General features: G+C 65.1%; 15 protein-coding genes. 10 read left to right on the top strand and 5 right to left on the bottom strand.

Features of this window, described 5'->3' with window-relative positions:
- Positions 1-46: 46 nt before the first annotated feature.
- From AB7M33_RS11885 to cobG, 5 genes are all read right to left on the bottom strand, one after another.
- Positions 47-727, bottom strand: a complete 681-nt coding sequence (locus tag AB7M33_RS11885) for a hypothetical protein (RefSeq protein WP_265970203.1) — start codon at positions 725-727, stop codon at positions 47-49.
- A 100-nt stretch (positions 728-827) separates the two neighbouring features.
- Positions 828-2510 carry a precorrin-3B C(17)-methyltransferase gene (cobJ, locus tag AB7M33_RS11880; RefSeq protein WP_454242875.1) on the bottom strand — a complete coding sequence of 561 codons (1683 nt, stop codon included), beginning with the start codon at positions 2508-2510 and terminating at the stop codon, positions 828-830.
- Positions 2511-2512: 2 nt separating this feature from the next.
- Positions 2513-3247, bottom strand: coding sequence for a precorrin-2 C(20)-methyltransferase (locus tag AB7M33_RS11875; RefSeq protein WP_454242874.1), 735 nt, complete (start codon positions 3245-3247; stop codon positions 2513-2515).
- Positions 3244-3870 carry a precorrin-8X methylmutase gene (locus tag AB7M33_RS11870; protein ID WP_027592587.1) on the bottom strand — a complete coding sequence of 209 codons (627 nt, stop codon included), beginning with the start codon at positions 3868-3870 and terminating at the stop codon, positions 3244-3246. The genes AB7M33_RS11875 and AB7M33_RS11870 overlap by 4 nt, the downstream gene beginning before the upstream one ends.
- Positions 3863-5194, bottom strand: a complete 1332-nt coding sequence (gene cobG / locus AB7M33_RS11865; RefSeq protein WP_454242873.1) for a precorrin-3B synthase — start codon at positions 5192-5194, stop codon at positions 3863-3865. Before cobG ends, AB7M33_RS11870 begins: the two co-directional genes overlap by 8 nt.
- Before the next feature lie 213 nt (positions 5195-5407).
- On the opposite strand from cobG, the gene cbiE reads away from it, so the two are divergent.
- From cbiE to AB7M33_RS11815, 10 genes are all read left to right on the top strand, one after another.
- Entirely contained in the window at positions 5408-6619 is a 1212-nt protein-coding gene (gene cbiE / locus AB7M33_RS11860; protein ID WP_454242872.1) for a precorrin-6y C5,15-methyltransferase (decarboxylating) subunit CbiE, read from the top strand.
- Positions 6612-7706, top strand: coding sequence for a cobalt-precorrin-5B (C(1))-methyltransferase (locus AB7M33_RS11855; RefSeq protein ID WP_027592584.1), 1095 nt, complete (start codon positions 6612-6614; stop codon positions 7704-7706). The genes cbiE and AB7M33_RS11855 overlap by 8 nt, the downstream gene beginning before the upstream one ends.
- A complete protein-coding gene (locus tag AB7M33_RS11850; RefSeq protein WP_454242871.1) occupies positions 7703-8422 on the top strand; it encodes a cobalt-precorrin-6A reductase in 720 nt (239 codons plus the stop codon). The genes AB7M33_RS11855 and AB7M33_RS11850 overlap by 4 nt, the downstream gene beginning before the upstream one ends.
- A gap of 92 nt (positions 8423-8514) precedes the next feature.
- On the top strand, positions 8515-8745 hold the full coding sequence (gene vapB / locus AB7M33_RS11845) for a type II toxin-antitoxin system VapB family antitoxin (RefSeq protein ID WP_085272331.1): 231 nt from the start codon (positions 8515-8517) through the stop codon (positions 8743-8745).
- The gene (gene vapC / locus AB7M33_RS11840; RefSeq protein ID WP_027592581.1) at positions 8745-9152 is read left to right on the top strand and encodes a type II toxin-antitoxin system tRNA(fMet)-specific endonuclease VapC; all 408 of its coding nucleotides are present in this window, start codon (positions 8745-8747) and stop codon (positions 9150-9152) included. The genes vapB and vapC overlap by 1 nt, the downstream gene beginning before the upstream one ends.
- 134 nt (positions 9153-9286) lie before the next feature.
- Entirely contained in the window at positions 9287-9724 is a 438-nt protein-coding gene (locus AB7M33_RS11835) for an NfeD family protein (RefSeq protein ID WP_454242870.1), read from the top strand.
- A gap of 26 nt (positions 9725-9750) precedes the next feature.
- Complete coding sequence (locus AB7M33_RS11830) at positions 9751-10605, top strand: SPFH domain-containing protein (RefSeq protein ID WP_027592579.1); 855 nt, start codon at positions 9751-9753, stop codon at positions 10603-10605.
- Between the two features lie 208 nt (positions 10606-10813).
- A complete protein-coding gene (locus AB7M33_RS11825) occupies positions 10814-11203 on the top strand; it encodes a DUF2946 domain-containing protein (RefSeq protein ID WP_099430555.1) in 390 nt (129 codons plus the stop codon).
- Positions 11204-11249: 46 nt separating this feature from the next.
- Positions 11250-11735 (top strand): copper chaperone PCu(A)C, encoded by a 486-nt coding sequence (locus AB7M33_RS11820; RefSeq protein WP_454242869.1) that lies wholly within the window; start codon positions 11250-11252, stop codon positions 11733-11735.
- 23 nt (positions 11736-11758) lie between these two features.
- Complete coding sequence (locus tag AB7M33_RS11815; RefSeq protein WP_454242868.1) at positions 11759-12190, top strand: DUF2946 domain-containing protein; 432 nt, start codon at positions 11759-11761, stop codon at positions 12188-12190.
- The last annotated feature ends 53 nt before the right edge of the window (positions 12191-12243 follow it).

The following is a 12243-nucleotide window of genomic DNA, read 5'->3' as shown; positions in this document are numbered from 1 at the left end:
GCAAACATTGAAAGAAGAGCGGGGCCTGAAAAGCCCCGCTCCCGTGTCAGATGTCGAATTCGCTGGCGGCTTGGACGGCCTTGTCGATCAACTTCTGCTCGATCGATGCACGAACCGCGTCGGTGTACACCACTTCGTTGAGGCTGAGCACGGCCGAACCGCAATACCGGTCCTTGCTCGAACTTTTCCATTCGAACACCGTGGTATTCAGATCGTTTTCGCCCGGCGAGGCACTGAATGCGTTGACCAACATGAACAGTTCGCCTTCCGGCGTTTCGATGCAGGCCCCAAGGCCCGTTGTCGCCACCGGATGCCCTTTGACATTCAGCTGGTAGATCTTCTGCGCTTCCTCGATATTGCCCAGCGCGCTGATGGCATCACCCGCCAGCTTGGCCATGGCCTCACCGACTGGCCCACCAAGCAATGCTTTACCAGCGGCGCTAGCGACTTTGAAGGCAATCGGTCCCAGGGTCAGCGACTGGCTTTGGTCATAGTCGCGTTCGTAGGAACGTTTACCGACCACCCAACCCAAAGTACGCATCACTTCCAGGAACTTGTTGAACCAGGCCTCGGATTCGCCATCGCGATCATGCAGCTTGGACGCCACGCGAGAGGCAAACTGGAAGGTGGTCTTGGCATCACGCCGGCTTTGCGCCGACATGCCAGCGCTGAGCGCCAGAAGCGATTGTTCGACAACGGCAATGCTGTTAGTGCTTACATCGGTCATGTGCAGAATCCTTGAAGGCCCCCGACGGGTATCGTCGAGGGGCCTTCACCCTAAGCTGCAAACAACCGGGGTACAGGCATGAACGGGTTCCCTCGGCGCCTCACCCGGCGGTCGGGTACCAACGCGGCGTGTACACCCACTGGGTGCCATCGGCCTTGGCAAACTGACAGGTCGTGGAAGAACCCAGCAAGACCATGGTGCGCATGTCGACCATTTCTGGCACCAGTTCGGCCAGGGAGACCACCTTCAGTGTCTGCCCTGGCCTACCGATGTCGCGGCCAAGGACTACAGGTGTGTTCCCATCGCGGTGCTGTCGCACGATCTCCAGCGCACGCCCCAATTGCCAAGGCCGCGAGCGTGAAATCGGGTTGTAGAACGCCAGGACCAGATCGGCCTGGGCCGCCAGGTCCAGGCGATGCTCGATGACCGACCACGGTTTGAGGTTGTCCGACAGCGACATCACGCAGAAGTCGTGCCCCAGTGGTGCACCCGCCTGGGCTGCGGTGGCCAGCGAAGCCGAAACACCCGGCAGGATCTCCAGATCAACCCGCTGCCAGGCCGGGTCGCTGGAGGCGTGCAGTGCTTCGAGCACGGCGGCGGCCATGGCGAAGACACCCGGATCACCCGACGACACCACCACCACCGAGCGCCCTTGTGCAGCAAGCTCGAAGGCATGGCGAGCACGCTGCATCTCTTCACGGTTGTCGGTGCAATGCTGCACTTGGTCTGCACGGAACGGCCCGGCCATGCGCACGTAGGTTTCGTAGCCGAGGATGTCCTGGGCGCGTGCCAGCTCTGCCTTGACCGCCGGCACCATCAACTCGGCAGCGCCAGGGCCGAGGCCGATCACCGCCAGGCGGCCACGGCGGCGGCCGATCCGCTCAGCATCCACCGGTGCCGAAGCCACTGCGATGACGGCATTGGCCTGCTCGATCAACTGCGCGTCAGGCAGCGCCTGGGCCACCATGCCACGCAGGTCGCCAGGCTTGGCCGCGAAACGCAGCGCCACACCCAGCGCCTGCGCCGCCTCGTGCAAGGCGGCATCAGCCATGGCGTGCTCGCTCGCCAGCAGGCCGGCCAACGACTGCTCGGCAATGCCCGCGTCATTTAGCGCTGCACGAATGCCCTGCAGGTCAGCAGTATCGACGCCTACCACCACCGAACGCGGGTGGATCAGCAACTCGTCCCGGCTGCTCGCACGTGCCTGATGGCCGACATGAATCGTGCGCCGGGCCGATTCGCTGGCAGGCAATTGCGCCTGGTCCAGCCACGGCGCATCCCCTTCGACGCGTACCGTCTCGCCGGCCAACAGGTCGGAAACAAAGCGCTTGCCTTGCTCGATATCCGCCAGGGCATAGCCCTGTGGCGGGTTCAGCAGGCAGGTGCCGAAACGCAGCTCGCCACTGGTGGTGATCGCAGCCGCCACACCCAGTGACTCGCCAATTTCGCGCGCCATCACGTTCACACCGCTCAGGCCACCGAGCAGCGGCACCACCGCGCTGCCATCCTCGGCCACCGCCAGTACGGGCGGCTCGACGCCTTTCTCGCTGAGCACGCAGGCCAAGCTGCGGATGACGATACCGGCGGCGCACAGGGCGATGATCGGGGTGTCCTGCTGATACAGCGCGCGCAGGGTGTCGCCAAACGAGGCGTACGTTTGATCGACGCCCTCGACACGGCCACTCAGGCCATGAATCACCGCCTGTGGATAACGCTGCTGGATACGCTGCGCCGTGGCCAGGCTGCCGGGCCCCAGGATGATGATTGCCGGTGCCTTGTGCATGCTCATCCCTGCCATTTTTCACCCGGCACGATGATCAGCGAGAAGTACGGCGACGACAGGGGGTCGACGTCCGCCAGCGGCACGATCTTCTGGTTGGCCATGGTCGCCCGCTCGACATACAGCGCACGCTCGTCCAGGCCCAGTTCGGCCAGCACCTCACGCACCTTGGGGAAGTTGCGGCCCAGCTTCATGATCACCGCCGCATCGGCATCAGCCAGGCGCCGCTTGAGCTCCTCGGCCGGCAGCACGCCCGACAGCACTGACAGGCTCTGGTTGCGGTACACCAACGGCGCGCCGAGCACCGAGGCGCCCCCGAGCATCGAGCAGACGCCAGGAATCACCTCAGCCTCATAGCGCTGCGCCAGGCGGTCATGCAGGTACATGTAGGAGCCGTAGAAGAACGGGTCGCCCTCGCAGATCACCGCCACATCGCGGCCGGCGTCCAGGTGCTCGGCAATCTGCACGCTGGCTTCATCGTAGAAGTCGCTGATGACCTGTTCATAGGACAGCGGTGCCGGCAGGGCTTCGGTGGTGACCGGGTAGACCAGCGGCAGCAAGGTCTGCTCTGGCTGCAGGTGCGCCTCGATGATGCCGAACGCATTGCCGCGCTTGCCCTTGGCCACGAAGTAGCCAACCACCGGCGCCTCGCGCAACAGGCGCAGCGCCTTGACGGTGATCAGTTCAGGGTCGCCGGGGCCTACGCCCAGGCCAAGCAGACGTCCACGTGGCGCCATCATTCCACCTCCGTGGCAAGGGCGTTGACTGCCGCGGCGGCCATCGCGCTACCGCCCAGGCGGCCTTGCATGATCACGAACGGCACGCCACGGCTGTCGGCGGCGAGCATCGCCTTGGATTCGGCCGCACCGACGAAGCCGACCGGGAAGCCGAGGATCAGCGCAGGCTTGGGTGCGCCGGCGTCGATCATCTCCAGCAGGTAGAACAGCGCGGTCGGGGCGTTGCCGATCACCACCACGCTGCCTTCCAGGTACGGCCGCCACAGCTCCAGGGCCACGGCGGAACGGGTATTGCCGGCGTCTTTGGCCAGACCAGGCACGCTCGGGTCGCGCAAGGTGCAGACCACTTTGTTGTCGGCGGGCAGGCGCGCGCGGGTGATGCCTTCGGCGACCATGTGCGCATCGCAGAGGATAGGTGCGCCCTTGGCCAGGGCTTCACGGCCGGCGCGGCCGGCCCCTTCAGAGAACTGCAGGCCGTCGATGGCTTCGACCATGCCGCAGGCATGGATCACGCGCACGGCGAGCTTTTCGAGGTCTGCGGGTATCCGCTCGAGTCGGGCTTCCTCACGGATGATCCGGAAGGAATTGCGATAGATCTCCTGACCATCGCGGATGTAGTCAATCATCAAGGTGCTCCGTCGGCAGGTCGAGCATGGCGCCTGCTTCGTTCAAGGTGAGGTCGATGGCACGCAGGGCGCCGAAGCCCGGCAGGCGCGCATCGCGCACATACAGGTCGTAACGGCCCGGTGAACGGGCCAGCAAGGTGGCCGGGGCAACATGGGCCACGGCGCAGGATCGGGGGCACCCGGACAGGTGCACGCTGCCCGGCACGCCAGGGCCCAGCAGCGCGGCCAAGGCCACGGCATCGGCCTTGGTTTCGCCCTGTGCCTTGGCGCAGCCACTGCTGCCGGTGCAGGCGCTGATGCGGGCCAGTGGCTCGTGGCTGTGGCACAGCAGGCCCAGCGTGGACAACTCGCCCTGGGCTTGCGTGATCTGGTCCGGGTCGAGATTGGTCAGCACCAGGCTTTGCCAAGGGCTCAGGCGCAGGCTGCCGTCGCCCAGGTGCCGGGCGATGCGCGCGGCCCCCCGCAGCATCTCGGGGGTCAAGCGGCCCTGCGGCGGAGCAACGCCCAGGGCGAGACCGTGAGCTTGTGGCAACACACCCAGCCACTCGGGTTGGCGTGTCGGGCGACGCCATTCAAGCACGGCGGCATCGCGGCGGATGTCCAGGCCGAGCCCTTCGACGAACGCCGCGGGCGAACAGCATTCGAGCAACTGGCGCATGCGCGACTGGTCCACAGCGGCCAGGTCAAGAAAGCGCTCCAGCACCGCACGCACCAGGGCCAGGCCCTGCTCCAGCGGCACCGCCCCGAGCACCTGGCCATCGGCGGGGCAGCCCGCCAGGCCAAACGCCAGCCACGTGCGCTGCTCGATAAGCAGCGCCGAGAGCCACAGGTCATGCGGGTGCTCAAGCATCGCCAGGCCTTCGCCGGCGTCCAGGAGCACAGCGAACTTCGCCGACAACTGGTGAAACCGCGGTGTGCCTTCCAGCAGGTCGAGGATCTGCCCCGCCAGCGGCCGGGCATCCAGCAACATGGCTGGGTCATGCCCGGCCAGCGGGCTGAGCATCAGGTTGCGCACATCGTCACCGGCGGCTTCGCGCGGGCCCAGGCCTGCCGCGAGCAGCCTGGCGATCAGGCCTTGGTGGTCGCTGCCAATACCGCGAATCTGCAGGTTGCCGCGGTTGGTTGCCTCGATCACGCCACCGGCAAAGCGCTCGGCGGCCTCGGCCACGGCATCGGCCTGGTCGGCCAGCAGCAGGCCACCCGGCAGCTTGATGCGGCAAATGCCGCCATCACGGGCACTGACGATGCGCCACAACCCCGGGCAGGCCGAGGGGCGAGGTGAAACGTCGGGGGCATGGGCCTGCTTCAAAGGGGTGTCCGGCAATCTGTGAAAGTGCGCTTGAGTGTAGAAGGCGCGGTATTATGCCTGCTTTGTCCGGCGGCATGAAAAGCCGGTGGTCGAGCTTATCGTTTACCCGGGGCCGCTTCGCGCCCCTTCGCGGGCAAGCCCGCTCCTACAGGGATCATGCTGTGCCTGTAGGAGCGGGCTTGCTGGCGAAGGGCGCGAAGCGGCCCCAGAAATGGCGGATTGAAACACATGGCACCCTGGCTGACAGTAGTAGGCATCGGCGAAGACGGCTTCAATGGCCTTGGCAAGCAGGCCCGGCGTGCCCTGCTGGGCGCTTCGCGGATCTTCGGCAGCCCGCGCCAACTGGCTTTACTGCCACGCTGCGTGGTCGGCGAGCGGCTGCTTTGGCCAACCCCTTTCTCCTTGGCGCCCGTGCTCGCCCAGCGCGGCGAACCGGTCTGCGTGCTGGCCAGCGGCGACCCGATGTTCTTCGGCGTCGGTGCCAGCCTGGCGCGCCAGGTGCCCGCCAGCGAGATGCGGGTGCTGTCGATGCCGTCCTCCTGTGCACTGGCCGCCGCCCGCCTCGGCTGGCCGCTGCAGGACGTGCAGGTGGTGTCGTTGGTCGCCCGCCCGCTGGCAGCGCTCAATGCGCACCTGCACAGCGGCGCTCGCCTGCTGGTGCTGAGCAACGACGGCGACAGCCCTGCGGCAATCGCCGCACAACTGTGCGAGCGTGGCTTCGGGCCAAGCCGCCTGCGCGTGTTCGAACACCTGGGTGGCACCGATGAACGCGAAGTGGCGGGCACCGCGCAGGACTGGCCTCACACCCCGGTTGCAGCGCTCAACTTGGTGGCCATCGAATGCCTCGCCGCGCCCGATGCCCCGCGCCTGCCGCGGGTCGCCGGGCTGCCGGACAGCGCCTTCCTGCACGACGGCCAACTCACTAAGCGCGATGTCCGCGCCATCACCCTGGCCCGCCTCGCCCCCCTGCCCGGCGAACTGCTGTGGGACGTGGGCGCGGGCTGCGGCTCGATCGGCATCGAGTGGATGCGCGCCCACCCCGCCTGCCGAGCGCTGGCCATCGAGGCCGACGCAGGGCGCCAGGGGTTTATCGAGCACAATCGCGATGCGCTGGGCGTGCCCGGCCTGCAACTGGTCCGTGGCAAGGCGCCTGAAGCCTTGGCAGGGCTCGAGCAGCCCGACGCGGTCTTCATTGGCGGCGGGGTAACGCGTGAAGGCGTGCTCGACCTGTGCTGGCAGCTGCTGCGCCCCGGCGGGCGACTGGTGGCCAACGCGGTCACCCTGCAAAGCGAACTGGCCCTGGCGCACTTTCGCGAGCGACACGGGGGTGAACTGACCCGTATTCATGTTGCCCATGCGCAGCCGCTGGGCACGTTCGACACCTGGCGCCAGGTACTGCCAATCACCTTGCTCGATGTGGTGAAGCCCCTCGATGCGTGAAGAAACCCACGAGCAGCCCGCGCCCCTGCGCAGCGGCCTGACCACCGGCAGCTGCGCCACCGCCACCAGCCTCGCGGCGGCGCGCCTGCTGCTGACCGGGGTCTGCAGCGACGCCGTGAGCATCACCCTGCCCAAGGGCAAGGTCGTGCAGATGCGCCTGGAGTTCTGCCGCCGCGATGGCGAATGCGCCGAAGCCGGCACGCTGAAGGACGCCGGCGACGACCCGGACGTGACCCATGGTGCCCTGCTGTTCAGCCAGGTCCGCCTGCTGGCAGAGCCCGGCATCCGCTTCGTCGCAGGCCAAGGCGTCGGCACCGTGACACGCCCGGGGCTGGTGCTGGCAGTGGGTGAACCGGCGATCAACCCAGTGCCCCGGCGCATGATGGGCGAACACCTGCAACGCCTGGCTGACGAGTGCGCCTACCGCGGCGGTTTCGAAGTCACGGTCAATGTTCAGGGCGGTGAACAGCTGGCACTGAAGACCATGAACCCGCGCCTGGGCATCCTTGGCGGGCTGTCGATTCTGGGTACCAGCGGCATCGTTCGGCCGTTTTCCTGCGCGGCCTACATCGCCTCGATCCATCAGGGCATCGACGTGGCCCACACCAACGGCTACACGCACATCGCCGCCTGCACCGGCAACGCCAGCGAAGACACCATGCGCCGGGTCTACGGCCTGCCGGAAATCGCCCTGATCGAGATGGGCGACTTCGTCGGCGCCGTGCTCAAGCACCTGCGCAAGGTGCCGGTACCACGCCTGAGCCTGTGCGGGGGGTTCGGCAAGATCAGCAAGCTGGCGGCCGGGCACATGGACTTGCACAGCCGCCACTCAAGCATCGACCTGCCGCAGCTGGCCGGCTGGGCGGCGGATATCGGCGCCGACGCAAACCTTCAGGCCGCAATCATCGCCGCCAACACCAGCCAGCAAGCCCTGGCGCTGGCGCATGCTGCAGGCATCGCCCTGGGCGACGCCGTCTGCGCGCACGCGCTGGCCTTCGCCCGCAGCGTGGTGCCGCCGCAGGTGCAGGTAGAGGTGTTCGCCATCGACCGCCAAGGCGGCATCGTCGGCCAGGCAGGTGTTCAATGAGCGCGCGCATCCTGCTGCTGGGCGGCGTCACCGAGGCCCTGGCCATCGCCCGCCAGTTGGGCCCGCAGCACGTTTACAGCCTGGCGGGCATCGGCCGCGTACCGCAGGACCTGACCTGCCAGGTGCGCGTCGGCGGCTTTGGCGGTGCTGAAGGCCTTGCCCAATACCTGCGCGAGGCGGGCATTACCCTGCTGATCGATGCCACCCACCCCTATGCCGCGCAGATCAGCCGCAACGCCGCCATCGCTTCACGTCGTGCAGGTATCCCCTGCTGGGCGCTGCGCCGCCCCGCCTGGCAGGCACAGCCGGGTGACGATTGGCGCGAAGTGGACGACTGGGCGGGGTTGATCGAGGCGCTCGCGCCGTTCCGGCGGCCGCTGTTTACGCTGGGGCGCGAACCGCTGCAACACCTGGCAGAGATCCCGCCGGATCAGTTCTGGACCTTGCGCGCACTGGAGGCCTGCCCCGGTAACGAACGTTGCGAGGTGATCGGCGCACGCGGGCCATTCCGAATCGAAGACGAACGTGTGTTGTTCGCGCGCCGCAAGATCGACGTACTGATCAGCAAGAACAGCGGCAGCGTGGCGACCGAGCCCAAGCTGGACGTGGCGCGGGAGCTAGGGGTGCCAGTATTGATCCTGCGGCGCCCGGAACTGCCGGTGGTCGATGAGACATTCATTCACTCAGACGCATTGCTTGCCAGGCTGACGCTTTGACTGCTCGCCAGTCATGACGTATATCCCATTGACATATACGCCATGCAACCTAAACTTCTGTCACACATTGTCGCTACCCTAGGAGGCCCATCATGGAGCAAGGTGCTGTCTTCAAAAGCAACCGCAGCCAGGCCATCCGCTTGCCAAAATCCGTCGCACTTCCCGATGGCATCACCCGAGTGGATATTGTTGCAGTTGGGCGTACGCGCATCATCACACCTGCTGGTGAATCATGGGACAGCTGGTTCGAAAGTGAGCCTGCAAGCGCGGATTACATGGCCAGCCGTGACCAACCTGCAGACCAGGAACGTGAAGGTTTTTAATGCTCAGGTACCTGCTCGACACCAATATCTGCATTTTCACGATCAAGAATAAACCGCAACGCGTCCGCGAAGCGTTCAATCGCCATCACGGCCAATTGGCGATCAGCACAATTACTTTGATGGAACTGATCTACGGCGCTGAGAAGTCGGATCATCCTGAGCGCAATCTTTCGGTGGTCGAGGGCTTTGCCGCGCGCCTTGAAGTACTCGATTACGATAGCCATGCGGCTGAGCACAGTGGCCAGCTTCGTGCGGAATTGGCCAGATCAGGGACCCCCATTGGTCCTTACGACCAACTGATTGCCGGGCATGCCCGAGCGCTTGGCTTAATTTTGGTAACTAACAATGTGCGCGAGTTTCAACGAGTACCCGGTCTAAGGGTTGAAGACTGGCTCGTTTCGCCCTGACAGCGTAACGGTTAGTTCTGCTTTCCTACAGGTCCTATCGACTTTGCCACCGCTTCACGCGGTCGCACCCGAATGGCCTTTGTTCGCTCCGTTGCCTTAGACTTCAGCCCTCTCCCCCAGAAGGCTTCATTCATATGGACATGCAATGGTGGATCTGGCTGGTCTTCGGTATCGCGCTGATCCTGCTCGAACTGGTCCTGCCCACGTTCTTCATTCTCTGGTTCGGCATCGGCGCCGTGCTGGTTTCGCTCATCTCGCTCGCCGCGCCCAGCCTGCAACTGGATATGCAGATGCTGTTGTGGGTGCTGCTTTCTTCAATCACCACTGGGCTGTGGTTCAAGGTGTTTCGGAACAAGAAGCCGGATGTGCGCTGGACAGCCGACAGCGTGATTGGCGAAGTCGGCCTGCTGACCGCCAGTGTTTCCGAGTTCCAGAAAGGCCGCGTGCGTTTCCAGAAGCCAATCCTCGGCAACGAGGAATGGACCTGCGTCGCCGACACTGACATCCCATCCGGCGAGCGTGTGCGCCTTACCGCCATCGAAGGGAACACCGCCCGCGTCATCCGGGCCTGAATCCGTACTAAAAGGAAGTTCGTATCATGACCAGCCTTATCGTCGTGGGCGCCCTCGCCCTGTTCGTCCTGATCACCGTGTTCAAGGGGGTGCGTATCGTGCCTCAGGGCGAAGAGTGGATCGTCGAGCGCCTGGGCCGCTACAACAACACCCTCAAGCCCGGCCTGAACATCGTCATTCCTTACGTGGACGTGGTCGCCTATCGCCTGCCTACCAAAGACATCATCCTCGATGTGCAAGAGCAGGAAATCATCACCAAAGACAACGCGGTGATCGTCGCCAATGCCCTGTGCTTCGCCAAAGTGGTCGACCCACAGAAGGCCTCCTACGGCGTGCAGAACTTCTCCTTCGCCGTCACCAGCCTGACCATGACCTCGCTGCGCGCCATCGTCGGGGCCATGGACCTGGACGAGGCCCTGTCCAGCCGTGAGCAGATCAAGGCACGCCTGCGCGAAGCGATGTCCGAGCAGACCGAAGACTGGGGCGTGACTGTGCGCTCGGTAGAAATCCAGGACATCAAGCCGTCACAGAACATGCAACTGGCCATGGAGCGCCAGGCCGCCGCCGAGCGTGAACGTAAAGCCGACGTGACCCGTGCCGAAGGTGCCAAACAGGCCGCGATCCTCGAGGCAGAAGCGCGCCTGCAATCGGCCAAGCTGGACGCCGAGGCACAAATCAACCTGGCCGAGGCTTCGGCGCGGGCGATTTCGCTGGTCAAGGACGCGGTGGGTAACGAGACCGTGCCGGCCATGTACTTGCTGGGCGAACGGTACATCGGCGCGATGGAGAACCTGGCCAGCAGCGACAATGCCAAAGTCGTGGTGCTGCCGGCCGACCTGCAAGAAACCGTGCGCGGCTTGATGGGCCGCAACAAGGTTTGAGAATGCCGGGGCCGCTCTGCGGCCATTCGCGGGGCAAGCCCGCTCCCACAGGGCTGTACGCTGCACTTGTGGGAGCGGGCTTGCCCCGCGAATGGGCTGCAGAGCAGCCACAAAAACCCCCGCCAACTGCGTCACTTCACCGCACCCCACCTTTTTTACCTATACTGCGCCTTACAATAGCCACCACGATTCCTGACCGGATCTCTCCATGCCCCCACGTCGGCACATTGCCTGGATAGCCTGCCTAGCAGTGCTGTTCAACCTGCTGGCCATGCCGCTGTCCTCTGCCGCGCCCAAGGGCCCGGCCGAGCAGTTGCTGTGGGGGGCGTTCTGTTCCAGCATGGCCAACAAGGCCAAGGTCGACGTCCAGGCCCTGGCCAAGATCGACCTCGGCCCGCAGAGCGATGACAGCGCCAGCATGATGAACTGCTGGTGTTGCTCCGGTGCCGCCCCGCTGCTGGCCTTGCCGGGCTACCCGCCGCAGTTGCATAACCCGCCGACCCTGCACGCAGGGCACTCGCCGCAGCTTGCCGATTACCAACCCACGCCACGCCAGCTATGGCCCGCGCTCAACCCCCGCGCCTCCCCTTTGGTCTGAGTTGCTCACGCTGTCTGCCTGAACCTGAACAGATCGGAGACTCACCATGCTCAAGCACGCTCTCGTCGTGGCTGCCCTGCTGCTGCCCAGCGCCTTCGCCACTGCCCATGAATACACCGTGGGCGACCTGCACATCGCACACCCCTGGTCGCTGCAACTGCCACCGAATGCACCCAACGTCGCCGCCTATTTCGTCGTGCACAACAATGGCCAGGCGGATGATCGTCTGCTCAGTGTCGACAGCCCCATCAGCGACGACGCCCAATTGCACGAGCACGCCATGACGGCCGGCGGCACCATGAAGATGCAGCAGGTGCCCAACGTGGTAGTGCCCGCGGGCAAGGAGGTGACCTTCGCCCCCAGCGCCTACCACGTAATGCTGATGCAGCCTAAAGACCGCAGCCTGCTCACCGACGGCAAGCGTTTCCCGCTGACCCTGCACTTCGAAAAAGCCGGTGACGTCACCGTCGAAGTCGCCGTGCAAAAAGAGGCGCCCTCGGGAACGCCCCAAGCCCACGAACACGCGCACTGACCATTAGCTGACAGGCACTCGCCATGAGCCTGCCGCGCAACAGCCTCAGCCGTACCACCCGCCCTGAACGCAGGCGCGTCGGTGGCGGCTGGCTGAGCCTGTTCGCCATGTGGATGATCTTCATCGGCCCGCTGATTTCCCAGTCGATGCCGATGGATCACCACGCCGGCATGAACATGCCGATGCAGATGTCGATGCCCACCGGGCATCAGCATGGCGCCGACTCGCATCACGGCCACGGTGACGATGGCCAATTGCATGTGATGTGGGAAAAGTGCGGGTACTGCAGCCTGCTGTTCAACTGCCCCGCACTGCCACAAACCCTCAGCCCGCTCAGTGCCAGCATCGTAGTACCCACCACCCACCTTACTGCCGCCACGCACCAGGGGCATGCCCGGCAGGCTGTATTCCCTGGCGCGCGCAGCCGCGCACCGCCTTCCTTGATCAGCGTCTGAACACCCATTGTTCGCACGGAGCCAGGAGGCTTCGCGCCCACTCATGACTGATC

Source organism: Pseudomonas sp. Y3 TE3536 (assembly GCF_053629175.1).
The sequence above is the reverse complement of the archived record's forward strand: the minus strand, read 5'-3'. Positions and strand labels throughout refer to the sequence as shown.

Coding starts and splice junctions, on each gene's coding strand:
- AB7M33_RS11885 (WP_265970203.1), bottom strand. CDS start 727: ATGACCGATGTAAGCACTAACAGCATTGCCGTTGTCGAACAATCGCTT.
- cobJ (WP_454242875.1), bottom strand. CDS start 2,510: ATGCACAAGGCACCGGCAATCATCATCCTGGGGCCCGGCAGCCTGGCC.
- AB7M33_RS11875 (WP_454242874.1), bottom strand. CDS start 3,247: ATGATGGCGCCACGTGGACGTCTGCTTGGCCTGGGCGTAGGCCCCGGC.
- AB7M33_RS11870 (WP_027592587.1), bottom strand. CDS start 3,870: ATGATTGACTACATCCGCGATGGTCAGGAGATCTATCGCAATTCCTTC.
- cbiE (WP_454242872.1), top strand. CDS start 5,408: ATGGCACCCTGGCTGACAGTAGTAGGCATCGGCGAAGACGGCTTCAAT.
- AB7M33_RS11855 (WP_027592584.1), top strand. CDS start 6,612: ATGCGTGAAGAAACCCACGAGCAGCCCGCGCCCCTGCGCAGCGGCCTG.
- AB7M33_RS11850 (WP_454242871.1), top strand. CDS start 7,703: ATGAGCGCGCGCATCCTGCTGCTGGGCGGCGTCACCGAGGCCCTGGCC.
- vapB (WP_085272331.1), top strand. CDS start 8,515: ATGGAGCAAGGTGCTGTCTTCAAAAGCAACCGCAGCCAGGCCATCCGC.
- vapC (WP_027592581.1), top strand. CDS start 8,745: ATGCTCAGGTACCTGCTCGACACCAATATCTGCATTTTCACGATCAAG.
- AB7M33_RS11835 (WP_454242870.1), top strand. CDS start 9,287: ATGGACATGCAATGGTGGATCTGGCTGGTCTTCGGTATCGCGCTGATC.
- AB7M33_RS11830 (WP_027592579.1), top strand. CDS start 9,751: ATGACCAGCCTTATCGTCGTGGGCGCCCTCGCCCTGTTCGTCCTGATC.
- AB7M33_RS11825 (WP_099430555.1), top strand. CDS start 10,814: ATGCCCCCACGTCGGCACATTGCCTGGATAGCCTGCCTAGCAGTGCTG.
- AB7M33_RS11820 (WP_454242869.1), top strand. CDS start 11,250: ATGCTCAAGCACGCTCTCGTCGTGGCTGCCCTGCTGCTGCCCAGCGCC.
- AB7M33_RS11815 (WP_454242868.1), top strand. CDS start 11,759: ATGAGCCTGCCGCGCAACAGCCTCAGCCGTACCACCCGCCCTGAACGC.